Annotated in this window: 15 protein-coding genes; 8 read left to right on the top strand and 7 right to left on the bottom strand. The window is 35.8% G+C overall.

Translation table 11 applies throughout. From position 1 onward, the window contains the following. Positions 1–10 precede the first annotated feature (10 nt). On the bottom strand, positions 11–946 hold the full coding sequence (locus tag AC3WSO_RS23005; RefSeq protein ID WP_492533950.1) for an aldo/keto reductase: 936 nt from the start codon (positions 944–946) through the stop codon (positions 11–13). A 135-nt stretch (positions 947–1,081) separates the two neighbouring features. Next, positions 1,082–1,834, bottom strand: coding sequence for an IclR family transcriptional regulator (locus AC3WSO_RS23000; RefSeq protein ID WP_492533949.1), 753 nt, complete (start codon positions 1,832–1,834; stop codon positions 1,082–1,084). A 208-nt stretch (positions 1,835–2,042) separates the two neighbouring features. On the opposite strand from AC3WSO_RS23000, the gene AC3WSO_RS22995 reads away from it, so the two are divergent. The 6 genes from AC3WSO_RS22995 (at position 2,043) to AC3WSO_RS22970 (ending at position 8,549) form a co-directional block, all read left to right on the top strand. Continuing rightward, positions 2,043–2,573, top strand: coding sequence for a sigma-70 family RNA polymerase sigma factor (locus AC3WSO_RS22995; RefSeq protein ID WP_492533947.1), 531 nt, complete (start codon positions 2,043–2,045; stop codon positions 2,571–2,573). After that, entirely contained in the window at positions 2,557–3,816 is a 1,260-nt protein-coding gene (locus AC3WSO_RS22990) for a DUF4179 domain-containing protein (RefSeq protein WP_492533945.1), read from the top strand. Before AC3WSO_RS22995 ends, AC3WSO_RS22990 begins: the two co-directional genes overlap by 17 nt. A gap of 178 nt (positions 3,817–3,994) precedes the next feature. Then, complete coding sequence (locus AC3WSO_RS22985) at positions 3,995–5,395, top strand: amino acid permease (RefSeq protein WP_492533944.1); 1,401 nt, start codon at positions 3,995–3,997, stop codon at positions 5,393–5,395. A 907-nt stretch (positions 5,396–6,302) separates the two neighbouring features. After that, on the top strand, positions 6,303–7,346 hold the full coding sequence (locus tag AC3WSO_RS22980) for an AI-2E family transporter (RefSeq protein WP_492533943.1): 1,044 nt from the start codon (positions 6,303–6,305) through the stop codon (positions 7,344–7,346). Positions 7,347–7,634: 288 nt separating this feature from the next. Then, positions 7,635–7,898 carry a CD3324 family protein gene (locus tag AC3WSO_RS22975; RefSeq protein WP_492533941.1) on the top strand — a complete coding sequence of 88 codons (264 nt, stop codon included), beginning with the start codon at positions 7,635–7,637 and terminating at the stop codon, positions 7,896–7,898. Between the two features lie 126 nt (positions 7,899–8,024). Then, positions 8,025–8,549, top strand: coding sequence for a GNAT family N-acetyltransferase (locus AC3WSO_RS22970; RefSeq protein ID WP_492533940.1), 525 nt, complete (start codon positions 8,025–8,027; stop codon positions 8,547–8,549). Positions 8,550–8,769: 220 nt separating this feature from the next. Here AC3WSO_RS22970 and AC3WSO_RS22965 read toward each other — a convergent pair whose 3' ends face one another. Further along, positions 8,770–10,125, bottom strand: a complete 1,356-nt coding sequence (locus AC3WSO_RS22965) for an MATE family efflux transporter (protein ID WP_492533938.1) — start codon at positions 10,123–10,125, stop codon at positions 8,770–8,772. Beyond that, positions 10,112–10,579 (bottom strand): GNAT family N-acetyltransferase, encoded by a 468-nt coding sequence (locus tag AC3WSO_RS22960; protein ID WP_492533937.1) that lies wholly within the window; start codon positions 10,577–10,579, stop codon positions 10,112–10,114. Before AC3WSO_RS22960 ends, AC3WSO_RS22965 begins: the two co-directional genes overlap by 14 nt. A 176-nt stretch (positions 10,580–10,755) precedes the next feature. Between AC3WSO_RS22960 and AC3WSO_RS22955 the strand changes: the two genes are divergently transcribed. Then, on the top strand, positions 10,756–11,586 hold the full coding sequence (locus AC3WSO_RS22955; protein WP_492533935.1) for a MerR family transcriptional regulator: 831 nt from the start codon (positions 10,756–10,758) through the stop codon (positions 11,584–11,586). Between the two features lie 57 nt (positions 11,587–11,643). Further along, positions 11,644–12,819 carry a DUF4272 domain-containing protein gene (locus AC3WSO_RS22950; protein ID WP_492533933.1) on the top strand — a complete coding sequence of 392 codons (1,176 nt, stop codon included), beginning with the start codon at positions 11,644–11,646 and terminating at the stop codon, positions 12,817–12,819. 56 nt (positions 12,820–12,875) lie between these two features. Here AC3WSO_RS22950 and AC3WSO_RS22945 read toward each other — a convergent pair whose 3' ends face one another. From AC3WSO_RS22945 to AC3WSO_RS22935, 3 genes are all read right to left on the bottom strand, one after another. Next, positions 12,876–14,258: an erythromycin esterase family protein gene (locus AC3WSO_RS22945; RefSeq protein ID WP_492534470.1), complete on the bottom strand. Its 1,383-nt coding sequence runs from the start codon at positions 14,256–14,258 to the stop codon at positions 12,876–12,878. A gap of 218 nt (positions 14,259–14,476) precedes the next feature. Then, a complete protein-coding gene (locus tag AC3WSO_RS22940; protein ID WP_492533932.1) occupies positions 14,477–14,830 on the bottom strand; it encodes a hypothetical protein in 354 nt (117 codons plus the stop codon). A gap of 23 nt (positions 14,831–14,853) precedes the next feature. Next, on the bottom strand, positions 14,854–15,549 hold the full coding sequence (locus tag AC3WSO_RS22935; protein WP_492533930.1) for a DUF2225 domain-containing protein: 696 nt from the start codon (positions 15,547–15,549) through the stop codon (positions 14,854–14,856). Between the last annotated feature and the right edge of the window lie 148 nt (positions 15,550–15,697).

Below are 15,697 nucleotides of genomic sequence, written 5' to 3'. Positions count from 1 at the left end.
CGTTCTAAAATTATTTTAAAATACGCTCTATATTCACTAAATCTTCGTTTGTTAATAGGACATCCGTTGCTTTCACATTGTTGGCCACTTGTTTTTTATGTTTCCCGCCTGGGATAACTGCATCAACGCCATCTTGAGCTAATAACCAAGCAAGCGCTAAATTTGGTAATGTCGTTTTCTTTTCCTCTGCAATTCCTTTTAATGCTTCTATTTTTACTAATGTTTGTTCAAATAATTTGCCTTGGAATAAAGGGTCTGAAGTTCGCCAGTCACCTTTACCTAGCTTAAAGTCTTTTGTATACTTTCCACCAAGTAGGCCATATGCAAGTGGACCGTAAGGAATAAAAGAAATTTCATTTTTTATACAGTATGGCAATAAATCCTGCTCTCCTGAACGATTTAACATATTGTAAGGAGATTGTAGGACAGAAATATCATTATGCACATTTGCTTCTATAAGCTGTTCTAATGTTACGTTTGAAATGCCTATTGCTCGGATCTTTCCTTCTTCTTTTAAGCGTGACAATTCACCAATCGACTCCGCAAGAGGAGTTTCGTTATCCGGGAAGTGTAGGTAGTAAAGATCTACGTAATCCATTTGTAACCGCTTCAAGCTATTTTCAAATGCCCCACGTAGATATTGCGGATGATTATCTGTTTTTACTGAACCATCCTCAAACCAATGTCTACCTCCTTTTGTTGCTAAAACGAACTCATCCCTGGAGTAATTTCTTAATACTTCGCCAACAATTTCTTCTGAACGCCCTTTTCCGTAAATGTCTGCTGTATCAATAAAAGTGATCCCTAAGTCAAGTGCAGCTGAGACTAGTTCCTCCCCATCTTGTTCATTTAAGTTTTCAAATAAGTTATGCCCACCTACAGCATTCGTCCCAAGACCAATTTCGGAAATCTTGATATTTGTCTTTTTTAAAGTATGAAACTTCATATTCCTACCTCCTCGTTGTTCTGTAATCAGAATAGAGTAAAAAGGATGTTTTTTACCAGTGTGCGTTGTTATCGTTTCATATATAGAAACAAGTGCATTTTAATTGCAAAAAAGGACCAATCAAAGGTCTTAACATTATGCTAAAAGATAATGAAGTTCTTCGGTCAATTGCTGACTTGCATCGCTTAACTTTTTTGCATACGACCGAATGGCAGTTTTCTTAATTTGATTCGTCGAACCGTGGAAAGCAATTGCCCCGATAACTTCTTCATTCACATAAATGGGAACGGCAATACAACATTTACCTTCATTCGTTTCTTCATTATCAACAGCATATCCTTGAGATTTAATGACCTGTAAATGAGGAATCAAAAGACCATAATCATAGAAGGTTTTTGTTGTAAAGGTATTAAGTTCAATACTATTTAATAGTTCACGTTGTTTTTTAGGTGACAGATGAGCTAACACTACTTTTCCTAACGCGCTTGAGTGCATAGGTGTTCGAGTATCGATCGCATGAAAAGCAGGCTGTTCAAAAGGCTCACTAATCACATTTTTTATTACCATCTCGCAATCTTCCAAAATACCAATATAAGTAGTTATTTCTTCTTGGCGGGCTAATTGGTATGGCGCCACGAGAGACGCCCACTGGATATCTTTGTGCCAATATAAGTGCTCATCCCTAAAAATATGAGGATTTAATTGATAATACTTATTATATTTAAGAACATAATTCATTTTTTCTAGCGTATAAAGCATGCGAAAAACAGACGTCTTATTTATTGATAATTCTTCCATAATTTCAGTTAATGTAAGAGAATGCTTCTGACGTAATATATCTAAAATCAAAAGGCCCTTTTTTAATGTTGATACTTCATAGGAATCCATTTTGTCCTCTCCTTGCTTCTAGATAGCTTGTACAATATCATCTTTACTATTGATTTACTAGGGTGGGGAATGACTGTAGTTATCTTAATCCTCCTTTAGATATGCTTACTAGAGGAGGGTTTTTTTTGCCCGTTTTTTTTATTTTATTGAAACGATTTACATATTTACAACATCTAACATATAGAAACACGAAAGGATGGTGAAAAAATTGAAAGCGAAGTCATTATTGTCAAAGGCGAAAAAGGGGAATGACCAAGCGTTTATAGAGCTGTTACAGGGAGAAAAATTAAAGCTATATAAGATGGCCTATATTTATATGAAAAATGAAAACGATGCATTAGATGTAGTGCAGGAGACAATAACAAGGGCGTATGCCAATATCCATACAGTGAAAGAAGAGCAGTATTTCGCCACTTGGCTAATGAGAATTTTAATTAATACAGCATTAGAGATGCTACGAAAAAATGAAAAGATTGTTCCGTTGCTTGAACAACAGCCGGAGCACGAGCAAAGTTTAACTAACGATGAAAAGCTAGATTTATTGCAAGCCATTGAACAATTAGACGAAAAATATAAAACCGTTATCTTATTGAGATACTATCGAGATTTGCAAATAAAAGAAATTGCAGATTTATTAGGTTGTCCAGAGGGGACAGTCAAAACAAATGTGCATAGAGGCATTCAGCAGCTAAAAAAATTTCTAAACAAGGAGGGTGAACTTTATGGAGAGCAATATTAAAGAAGCTATAAATAACATTGACGTACCATTAGAGAAACTTGATCAAGCTATTGAAAAAGGAATGCGCTCAGAAATGAAAAAAAGCAAAAAAGGTTGGAGAACTGCAATTGTTTCTATTGTAGCAAGTGTAGTTTTGATTTTAGGTTCTGGTTTTATCTCTCCTCAAATGGCAAATGTGCTAGCAGATATGCCGCTTATTGGCTTTATGTATAATATCGTAGAACAGGATGAAGGGCTACAAAAGGCGCTTTCTGATGACAATAAGGTGAAGTTAAATAAAACGGTAACTAGTAACGGTATAGCCATTACAGTAGAGGAGATCGTATATGATGGCGCACGTTTGAATGTGATCTTTTCAATGCCAGAATATATGGATATCACACCAGGCTTTTTGTATGTTAATGGGAGAGAACTCAATACGGGTGAAAGTTTACGGGTTTTAGAAGATCAAGATGGATTTCGCGGTTTATGGGAATTTCCTATCGACGAAGAATTACCCGATGAATTTGATTTAACGTTAAAATTTTTACAAGTAGGATCAACAAAAGGGGAATGGGTATTCTCTACACCTATAAAAAAAGTAAAAAATGATAGTCATAAATTAGTAGCTGGTCAATCAGGAAAAGTTAATGGCATCTCATTTGGTGTAGAAAGTGTGGAGGCTTCAACAACATCGACAAAGATAAAGGTGAAATTTGATGCTACCTCGGATAAATTGATTTCCGAAGAGGCTGGGGTTTTAAATGCTACTATAATGGACCAAAACGGAGCTCCACTGAAAGTATTGCACCAATCAGGAAGTGGGGATGACAAAAGTACAACTTATACGTACTTAACAGAACCTTTAAATAAAAATATTACTGATATAAAGATAGCTTATTATTTCTCCTCATTTGATATGGAACGTAAAGATCTAATTGTCCCACTTGCTGATACATTACCGCAACGAATTTCACAAGGGGAGATGGGGGATCTTGTTATCACAGAAGTGACAAATAAGGGTCAGAAAGCTACGCTGTCTTTCTATGTCGATAGTGATTTCCCTTATAATAATAATCTAATATCTCTTGATGTTAAGTCGGAATCGGGTGAAAGCCTAATCATAGAGTATGCTCATGCAATTGGACCAAATAAATTTCTAGTATCCTATCAGACGAATGTGGGAAAACCAATTATTCATATTTTAGAGACACCGTATATGGAAGTTGAGACATCTGCTAACGTCACAATTCCAGTAAAATAGTATTACAAAAGTTTGATATAAAAGAATGCGTCGATTAACTCGTTTTCTAGTAAAAGATAAATTGCTATAATAATCTAATTGTTGACTCGATTTAAAAATATATATAATATACTGATTATTAGTAAAAATGCATAAAAATGATATTTATCAGCTGTTTATTGGAAATGGAGTGGTTATTATGGCGAATTTTTTTCGAAGAAAGTCAATTGAGCAAGCCAATAAAATAACTGAAGTCGAACGTTTTAAACTGAAGCGTGAATTAGGGTCGTTGCAGTTACTGCTGTATGTGCTAGGGGCTACAATAGGAGCTGGAATTTTTGTACTGCCAGGAACTACAGCTGCTCTTCATGCAGGTCCAGGTGTCGTAGTTTCTTTCTTAATTGGGGGTCTTGTAACAATTGCAGTTGGATTAGCCTATGTCGAATTCGCTGCGATGGCGCCCGTTGCAGGTAGCGCTTATACCTATTCTTATATAGCGCTAGGTGAAATTATTGCCTGGATGATTGGTTGGGACTTATTACTGGAATTCATCGTTATTTCTAGCACGGTCGCAGTTGGTTGGAGTGGCTACGTCGATTCATTTTTACAATCTATCGGTATCCACTTACCGGGAGCCTTAACAAAAGATATTGCTCATGGTGGGGTGGTCAATCTACCAGCTGTGGTTGGTTGGCTTATTGTAGCTTGGATTGCTATGAGCGGGATTAAAAATGTTGGTCGATCAAATATGTTATTTACAATGGCAAAAGTCGGCGCGATTGTTTTATTCCTTGCTATCGGGGCCTTTCACATTAACCCTATAAACTGGACACCATTTACACCGTTTGGCTGGTCAGGTGTAATGGCGGGAGCTGCGTTAGTGTTCTTTGCCTTTACTGGATTTGATGGTGTAACAACTGTTATGGAAGAAGTAAAAAATCCACAAAAAACAATACCAAAAGCTTTAATTGGTGGTCTGAGTGTATTAACGCTTATTTATGCATTAGTTGCGCTAGTATTAACAGGTATTGTACCATTCCCTGAATTGGATGTTCCAAATCCTACAGTGTATGCACTACAATCTGTTGGTATTCAATGGGGAGGTGCTATCATCGCAGTATCAGTTATTTTTGGATTGCTTGCTACGATGATTGCAAATACAACTAGTGCGACGCGCGTGTTGTTTGCAATGAGTCGTGATGGGCTTCTGCCAGAACGTATTGCACAAACAAATAAAAAAACAGGGGTACCTGTATTATCAACTTTAATTGTAGTTGGAATAGGTATTCTCTTATCGGGATTTTTATCAATCGGGGAATTGGCGGAATTTGCTAATATCGGAGGTTTAACTGCTTTTGCTTTAACAACAGTTAGTGTCGTTGTTCTTCGTTATACACGACCAGATCAACCGCGTATATTCAAAGTACCTGCGTTATGGCTTGTAGCAACTGTAGGGGTTGGAGGATGTATTATATTAATATTTAGTCTACCGTTATTTACTATAGTGCGCTTTATGATTTGGTTAGCGATAGGTTTAGTTATTTACATAGGCTATGGATATAAGCACGCTAAAATGGGCTCTGAAAATGAAAATCTATAAATGAGATAAACACCTCTTTAGCTCTAAAGAGGTGTTTTTTTAAACTAAATTTAATGCAGATCTGGGCACATCCTTGTGAATCACAACATATGTATAAGTTAAACTCCCTTATATGCCCAGGCATCGATTTCGCAGAAGGCATAGCCAAGAAAGTCGTTTATAATTTTTTGCTTTTCTTGTACCGTATTAATTTCCCGAAATAAATAAAAAGACTATCTTCGTTAAATCTTGAAGTTCCGTCTGTGCACTTTCAAGGCTCTTTTAGGCTATTTCTATGCTAACTTCATTTGAGCTAATGGCTCTTCAGGTACAGCCCCATCTTGTCCAGATATTTTATGGACTCGTTACTGTAAATTGATGTTCATAAGGAGTAATTGGTTATGAATATCCTTCGAGGTTTATGGAACTTTCACAAATTCCAACTTTTCTATTATTAACAGTTTAAAATTTTAATAAGAATATCATACTGAAACTAAGGAGCAATGCCAAAATCTGCTCTTGATAGGAATGAACGCAATTGTGCCGGAGCATAATTGATTCTCTTCATAAAAGTAGTTACATTAGCTATGATGGTGTTCAAAGGGGTATAATAGAATAATAGAATTAAGGCTTATAACGCTGATACAGCTTTCAATAAAATACAAAAGTATGGTCATTAATTTACAATTTGATAAGACATATAATTCTTTTCGCTCCATGGATTTATTTATTTCTTATAAGACTTATAAAGTGGCATGCAAGTAAGTCTTTTTCTAAGTGATGATGGGAATAATAATCCAAAGAAGGGGGCATATACATAAGAATGATACGTAATGTTTTACATCAATTTATTAATTGCTTATGTTCATTTGATAGCGAAACCCAGGCAGTAAAGGCAGCGAAGCCGTTTTGTAGAAGGAGTGAATACATGAGTAATTTCTTTCGAAGCCACGGATTTAAACGTTTTATAATTCTTGTTGGTATCGCTATTGCACTATATTTGATGCGAAGTATGATCAATCTTATTCTTCTCACGTTCATTATTACTTACTTGATGAATCAACTGACTACGAAGACAACAAAAGAGATTAGAAAATACACACCAATGAATGAAAAGGCTGTGACAGTTACCCTTTATCTTTTACTTGTCGCAGGTATTGTTGCAATTATCTACAAGTATTTGCCTGTCGTAACCCAACAAATTACACAGCTCTTTGACCTTATAGCTAGCTTTAGTCTCGATCCAGATGATAACGAGATTGCAAGGTATTTAGCTCCAACCTTTGAGAAGATTGAACTGGGTAAATATTTAGAGCAGGGTGTAGACCTCACGCTAAAAAATCTAACGAATATTGGTAAAATTATTTTGCACATATTCATTGCACTAATTTTAAGCTTGTTTATTTTACTTGAGAAGAAGCGGATTATAGATTTTACAGCGAAATTTAAAGATAGTAAAATGAGTTATCTGTACGATGAACTACATTATTTTTCGAAGATCTTCATTCGTTCTTTCGGTAAAGTTATTGAAGCGCAGTTCATTATTGCCGCTGTAAACTGTGTTTTATCTGTTATTGCTTTATACATTATGGGCTTCCCGCATTTAATTGCATTGGGAATTATGCTCTTTATACTAGGATTAGTGCCAGTTGCAGGGGTCATTATGTCCTTGATTCCTCTCACTATAATTGCATATAGTATCGGTGGACCAATGTACATTGTTTATATTTTGATGATCGTTATGGTACTACATGCTATGGAGGCATACTTCTTAAATCCAAAGCTGATGTCTGCCAAGACAAATCTTCCAATTTTCTATACATTCATCGTCATTCTCTTCTCAGAGCATTTCCTTGGTGTTTGGGGATTAATTATTGGTATTCCATTATTCATGTTCCTTCTCGATATTCTAGGAGTTACTTCCTCAGAGGATGGACGGCAAAAGATAATGGAAACCCAAGTGGACAAATAAATTGAATAAAGTTTCGAAAAAGGAATCAGTGTGTCTGATTCCTTTTTGTTTTATTAATTGAAAATATATACATATGATAAAATGAACTATGACACAAGTTAGGGGGGATAGATGTGAGTAATTATGTTAAGTTGCTAGATACGGAAGCACCCCATGCAAAGCCTAATTTTGATATGGCAATACTTTGCATGGGGTGAATTTCAATATTTTCCTTGAAGTATTTCTTATAAAATTAGCTTTGCTACCTTATTTTATTCATTTCAAAATAAAATTGAGGGGTTGGCATAAATGGCTTATAAGAAGGCTTCAGCAATATTACCGAAGGAGCTTTTAATAGAAATCCAAAAATATGTTCAAGGTGAAACGATTTATATTCCTAAAATAGAAAACACGTATTTAGAGTGGGGTGCTCGTTCAGGCTCAAAGAAATATATTGAGAATAGGAATAAGTCTATAAAAGAAGCGTTTACGAATGGAGTTTCTATTGAACAATTAACTAAGGAATATCATTTAGCTGTAGAAACGATTAAGAAAATTATATATACAAAGTAATTTGTTTAAGCACTAGCACCAGATATGTTAGTGCTTTTTGTATGTCTAGTACGTTTCTTAATCGAACTAGGCATATTCTTTCCGCTAGAAATCTTGTTCAATATAGTTAAAGGGGGAGGATAATTTATGATTACAGGGCAAAGTGTATTTTTAAGACCAATTACTGAAGAAGATGTAGATAGTATCTACGATTGTTTTCAAGATGAAGAAATTATGTATATGACAGGTACACGTAACATTTTAACGAAGGATCAGATTAGAGAGGCTTTGAATCGATTTTGCGAAGATTCTACACGCCGTGATTTTGCTATTTGCTTAGTAGAAAATAGCCGAGTTGTTGGTGATTTAGCTATTATGGAAATAGACTTAGACGATAAAAAGGCAATATTTCGCATAGCTTTACATAGGATAGAAGATTGTGGCAAGGGATATGGGGCTGAAGCGGTTCAGCTTGTTCAAAAATTTTCGTTCGAGGAGCTTCAGCTTAATCGTTTAGAGTTACAAGTATACTCCCATAATATTCGGGGAATAAAATCGTACGAAAAGGTAGGAACTTTAAGGCAATCCTTATATATGAACGGTAAATATTCAGATGAAATTATTATGAGTATTTTACGTGATGAATATATGGAATTAAAAAAGAGCCATTAGTCTTGATCCTTGCTTTAGTGGTATCTCGCCAGCGTTCCTAGGAAAGCGCCAAGTCGGAACAGAGATTAACTACACGTTAAAGAAATGACTTTCATCAAATATTTACATGAATAATAAAGAAAAGAGACAAATTCGGTCCTTTTTGAATTTGTCCTCATTTAAGTGAAAGAGAAATATTGAACACATATCCCCCTTTCGATTGAAGGGGGGGATACTTCGTTTATTGTGTCTTTAAGGAACTTGCTTCTGAAAAAATTGTATGCGTTTTTTTCTTCATAAATATAAAAATTAGCAATGCGGTAATACCTTCTGCGACAGGGAATGTCCACCAAATAGCTTGTGGGCCAAAGAATTTAGGCAATAGTACGAGAGCAGGGATAAATAATAGAATACTGCGAAGTAACATGATGGTTGTGGCAAGACGTATTTTTTCAATTGACTGGAAGAATTCTGCAAATACCATGTTCACTCCAAGGAATGCATACCCAATTGCAAAATGTACAAAGCCTTGCGAAGCCATATTGCGAATGTCAAATGTACTATCACCAAATAATGCAATTAGCTGAGACGGGAATAATGTAGCAATAATGACAGTCGTTAAACCTATAATAAATGCAGTGGCAATACCTATTTTCAATAATGCTGTTAATCGCTCAATCAACCTCGCACCGTGGTGATAACTAACTAGTGGCTGTAGGGCCATACCAATGCCGAGGAATACTGTTAACAGTACAGTATGGATATAGTTAACCATTGCATAAGCAGTAACGCCATCTGATCCTAAATAATGTAAAAATGTAACATTATATAAAATAACCATTACAGCGACGGAGGCTTCAACGATAAAGCTCGGTAGTCCAATAGCGAATATTTTCTTTAAATCAGTCAGGCTGAAAAATGTACGAACAAATTTTAATTCGGATTGCTTTCGGAAGAAGTGTAGGCATAGCACCGACATACCGATTATTGTGGAGAGTGCTGTAGCTAGGGCACAGCCAGTTACGCCGTAATTAAGCACGAAAATAAAGATGTAGTTTAAAATAATATTTAATACAGATGTAGTGATTAAGCCCATCATCGCAAGCTTTGGATTGCCATCATTTCGAATAAAAATACTTAGTAAGTTTTCAATTGTATAGAACACACCGAAAATCAAAATAACATGTAGATACTCTTGAACATAAGGGAAGGTGGCGTCACTTGCCCCAAATATATAGGAGATTTCCTTTAAATTTAATAAAAGGATTAGAATCAGTGTCATGACGACAACGATCATTGTTGTAAACGCTAATGTAAAGAGCTGATGTGCTCGTTTTTTATTGCCCTCACCGAGGGAAATTGAAAATAGTGTTGCTCCACCCATACCAATCCAAAGGGAAATGGATAGTAAAATCGAGAAAATTGGTACGGCGATATTTACTCCTGCTAAAGCGGCTGGTCCAACTCCATGACTAACGAAAATACCATCTACTAAAATATTGACTGACATCAGCAACATACCAATCATAGCCGGGAATAAATATGATAAAAACAAGGGCCTAAGCGGCCTTGTTTCAATTGGATTAATGGTAGTCATGAGCATGTACCTCCTTTACCATCACCTTTTCACCTTTATCATCTAGCTCACCGTTAAAGACGAAGCCAAACTTTTTATATAACTGAATAGCTACTGTATTGTTGTCATAAACGCTTAAATATATATTTTGACAGCTGTATTTAGCTACTAAATATTGAATAAGCTGCTGTAAAAAGTATTTTCCCAATCCTTTGTGCTGGTAGCGCTCATCAATGAAATAGCGATCTAACCAAACACGTTGTGAATTGTCCTTTTGTGGGAACATGCCATACATCGCGAAGCCGACTGCGTTATCTTCCTTATACAATCCTACAGGGATAAATCGTTTATCTACTTTTGCCTCCGCTAAGCATTGTTCTGTACTTTCAATAAAATCTTGCTGATTATCAGCAATGCGTAATGCTAATACTTCCTCTTTGTTTAAAGCTGTAATGTCACGAATCTCCGTGAACATAATTTCAAAACCTTTCTATTTTTAATTTCTTTCAGCAGCCGTCACGGAAATCGGAAAGGGATCTTTATGCAATCACAAACCGATTCCGGACTCAATTATGCAGTGGCATAATTAATTGTGAATAGCTACAATCTAATGTATATAGTTACTATATAGTCAAGGAGGAGAATTTAAAAATGTTTAATAAAAATGTAAAATATTTTACAACTGGTGAGTTTGCTAAAATTTGCAAGGTCAATAAACAAACGTTAATTTACTACGACCAAATTGGTTTATTATCACCAATTATGAAAGATAGTAAAGACTACCGTTATTATTCTGTTGCACAATATGAATTTTTTAGTGTGATCGAGCTATTAAAGGCGGTCGGCATGTCTTTAAAAGATATTCAAAAATATATGGCAGAAAAATCACCTGAAAATTTTCTAGACTTGATGTATCAGCAAAAGGAAATTGTAGCGAAAAAACGCATGGAGCTGGAGATGATTGAAAGCATTATTGATGTCAAAATCGATTTAACAAAAGAAGCCTTACACCTTGATTTTGATAGTATTACGATTGAACATCTGCCAGAGGCAACGTTGTATTTAAGCAAAAATATCGAGGACTCGACGGAGGAACAGTTTACGAAGGCTGTTTCAGACTTTATTGATGAATTAGATCGCTCGCAATTAGACACAGGCTATCCCATTGGAGGGATTACAAGAAGAGAGCAAATATTAGCCGGAAACTATGATAACTATAGTTACTTGTATATAGAGCAGCCGCATCCGCGAGAAGGGCATCCTTATTTCGAAGCGATTGAAGGAGATTTTATTGTTGGATACCATGTAGGGACGTCCACTACATTGGGTGAATCATATGAGCGATTATTTAAGGTCATGCGAGAAAGGGGCTTTGAACTAGGGAAATACGTATATGAGGAATATATTTATGACGCCGTTATTAAAAATCGTGAAGAGGATTATGTAACGAAAATTATGATAGAAATTAAAAAGGGTTGTTGATCCGTAGTATGAACTCTAGGTACAAAAAATAGTTGGTGAATAAAAGGGGAGAGAAGAATGAACTATTTCACAATATTTGCATCTAAGAATAACATTGACGATATTGAGTTTAAAATTTCAGATGTTTTTGCAAAAGGTTTTGCTATTGGTAAAAATGAAAACGAGTATTTATTAAAGTCCAAGTCGCTGTTTAAAAAACATAAATTAATCGTTAGAGTCATGTCTGAAGATACGAATCCAGACTACTTCGTTAATAATATTCCTGGGATGATGGGGTATTACAATAACATTCCTTTTGAAGATGATTATTTAAAAGAATTAGTGTTGACTCAAATATCTGTTTTAAATACAGTGATTGCGGTCGAATCAGAAAAAGAAATAAGTGAAGACCAGTTGCTGTTATTTACGGACCTGCTATCAAAAATAGGGGGGATTGGCTTTTTACCGAATGGCACTTTATTAGACGATGAAGGGGCCGTTATTGTTTATCCTGACGGGCAATCAGGACCTTCCAATTTCAGACCACATGCGTGTACACGCAAAGTAATGGAACAAGAGATGGCATCAGAAGAAGGCGAGCAAAGAAAAAATAAAACGATAGCTTATTTAAAGGAAAGAGCTATTCCATATACAGCTTCCCTTCCTCAACTCCCAACAATAGAGGCTTGTCAGTTTAAAACCGAAGAAGACATTGCTAGAAGAGCTGTAGCTTTGTTAATTGTTATTCAATTTGCTTGTGATGTGGCACAAGGCGGAAATGTGGAAGAATCACGAGACTTTTTCATTAATATGTTACGCACATATAAAGTGGAAAACTATCTAACTGACAATGAAAGAAACTTTTTACAAGCTTTAGAACCAGATGTGGAAGAAGCCATTAATATTTCATGGCAATACGAGGCGTATTGGACGCTTATTTGGGCACTTGGCTTTGTTGAAGAGCTTGATTTTCCTGATGAAGTATGCGATTGCGAGTATGCCATTCAAGTTGTTTCTAACTGTGAAACGTTTGAACAATTTTATCTTCAAGCTGTCATGCGTAGTCAGGAAGAGCTTTTGGATGAAGCCGATAAAATTTACAGATATCATTGGGCTTGTGTAGATAATCGTATACAAGAACGACCAACTCCTGCGGGGATGAATGAAAGTATCGTTATGGAAAGACGTAGGGGCTTGTTCTGGATGATAGGGCATCGCAATGAAGAATGGGATAACATGTCGATGGATACTTGAATATAAAAGAAAAATAGCAAACTAGTAGGTTGGGCTAGTTTGCTATTTTAATAATATTATTTAATATAATTTGGTTTACTTACTTTATCAATCAGAAGAAGGCCATCGTATTGGTCACGTGGAACAAGACTTTCCTGAATCATTCCCCAGCTATACGATAAACGTGGCTCAAACATCCATGAGTTGCCTCGCTCATTTTGACGGTTTCGCATGTCGATAAATGTGTACGGTTTATTTGAAGATGAAACAATATCCTCGATCGAACCCTTTACAGGAGGTAAAACGACCATAGGTTCACCCATATTGTTTGCGGTTTCACCACTAGCCATATAAAGGCCAAGTACATAGCTATATTTCTTGTAGATATCTGGTAGACGTTCACCCATCAATTTTACCGGATAAGGAGAACCCATTACTTCGGATTGTGCTTTACGAATATGGTCATTATGCGCCCAGACGATAAACTTTTCAGTCGGATAAATCTCCTCCGCCAACCAAAGTAGGTTTTCCATCATTGCTTGGTCACGCCATTCCATTGTCTTATAAAAAGACTCGGGGTTATAATTTTCTAGATCAATATTTGATTGAATTGATAGTTCTACATATTCGTCTGCTAAACGGATACGGTCAGCCAAAGTACGTTCCATAAGTTTCACAATATGTGGTTCGCTTGGATAAGCTGCTTGTAACTCTTTTTCTTTAAGCTGTACTTGTGATTTTACTTGTTTATACACTTTGATAATGCTAGGTTTCGCCCCTTGGTAGCCTTTTAGATCCTTACTGAAGCTCCAATCAACAAGTTGCTCCTCTACTTCACTGAACTGTTTCGCAAGCTGACTATTTTGTAGCCAGTCACCGTTCGTAAATGCATTTTGCTGTTGAATATCAAAACCTGCTAATTTTAAAGGTTTATCTGTTTTCTGTGTTTTTTTAGTATATTCAAATAACGGTAGTGTTTCTTTTGTCCACCATACACCAAAAATAGAATCCCTCATCGTTTGTTTCGCTGTTTGCTTGTCGATTTGACCTTGAGCATTCATGGCATTCCCCATACCACTTTCGAAGGCTAGGACATTATAGCCCATTTCTTGGTGTAAAAATTGAATTAAACGTGTTTTTGCTAGGTTAAATTCTGCTGCGCCATGTGAACTTTCCCCTAAAAAAACGATGCGCTTATCATGCAATAAAGGCTTTAGCATTTCTAAATCTTCAAATTTATTAGATGGAATGCTTTGTTGAGCAACAGATTCAGGCTGAATGGACGTTAAACTGTAAGCATGATCGTTTGTCCACTTTTTCCACTCTTGAAGTGTTTCATTAGATGTGCGAGCTACCTTAACTTCTAATTTATTATCTAAAGCTACACGTTCTTCTATCGCCGGAACTGCCGCGGATGCATTTGAAATTCCGTTGAATGCTACAAAACTTGTTAGTGCCATACTTAATGATAATAAAACCTTACGTTTCTTACCTTTTGTCACTCTCTATCAGTCCTTCGTTATATGTTAAGGCTAATTATAGATAGTGAAGTTTAAAGTAAAATGGGATTTTGTTTAAATTTTGTTTAAATTTAGTCAAATGTCTTTGTTTTGAAATATTCAAGCGGAGGAAGGTAAAAAACATCTCCAAAGTGTAAGTACACTGTAGAGATGTTTTTTTATTTATAGTGATAAGTGCTAGCTCTAGGATGATTCCGTTGTATTTGATTGAACCAAGCACGATCCTTTTCCTCTTGTTTTAATGTACTAACAATGGTTGATGAGCAGCTAACACAGATTTTTGTCTGAGTAATTTGTCCACAGCGTTCACAAGGTGCGCCTAAATTAGGGAAAATCGATTTTTTTAACTTTCCTGCTTTTACCCATTTAAAAAGTAGGTCTGATGAAACCCCAGTTAATGCAACTACCTCATCGTTCGTTAAATAGCGATTATTTTTTCTTAGTAAAAAATGATGTAATTCCGAAAAAATATCTTCTTCTCTCACATCAATCCTTGCAGTAAATAGCAGCATATTTATTACTCTCCCCGTTTACATTAATTGATGACTTCCCCTATATTGTCATTTACGTTGTTAGGTTGATCGTCATATTTATAGTTTTCCCAACGATTTCGTGCTAGTTTTCGATATTTATTGGAAGCATGTCGATCTGCAATTAATCGAGAGAATCCTTTTTTCGCCTCAGCAATATCTCCAAGTCGAAGGCTTAATTCTGCATGTAAATATTGAATTCTCTCGCTGCCCTCTTGATTGGATGCAAAAGATTTACTGTAAAAGTCTCTTGCAGCAAAGAGGTAACGCATTTCCGATTCATGATCATTTTTTAAGCGATATAGCCAGGCTATTTTTAGTGCAAAATTGGCCATAAGAAGTGACTCTTCCATTGATGCTCTTGATACAAGATAGGCTAATTTAAGGCTTACAATGGCATCATCAATCGTACGTTCCTTGCAAATATCCATTGGTTTTTGTAGCTCTTTAATGTACAGCTCATCTATAAGAAGCATGAAAGGTCCATACGTTCTTGTCATAGATTTGTGATAAGCGTAGCCACAATACGGACAAACGGCAACCTCATACAATAACGGGTTTAAACCTTCATAAACTGGCATGAAGTCTGTTTGTTCCTCGATAATTTTATATCGATTAGGGCGAACTTTATATGTAGTAAAATGCTTTTTGCAAAACTTACAATCTACACTACTTTCATAGTAGTAAATGTTAAATGCCATAAGAATCAACTCCTTTACACCCAAATAATTTTATGTAGAAGACTACCTCTGACGGTAGTGAGAGGAATGTGGATATATTTCTTTTGTTCTATTTATATGAAGGGCAATGTCGTTCAATGTATTTAATTTAGTTTCTTTTATTTTAACA

The sequence above is a fragment of the Lysinibacillus sp. EB106-09-02-XG168 genome, from assembly GCF_058791475.1.
The sequence above is the reverse complement of the archived record's forward strand: the minus strand, read 5'-3'. Positions and strand labels throughout refer to the sequence as shown.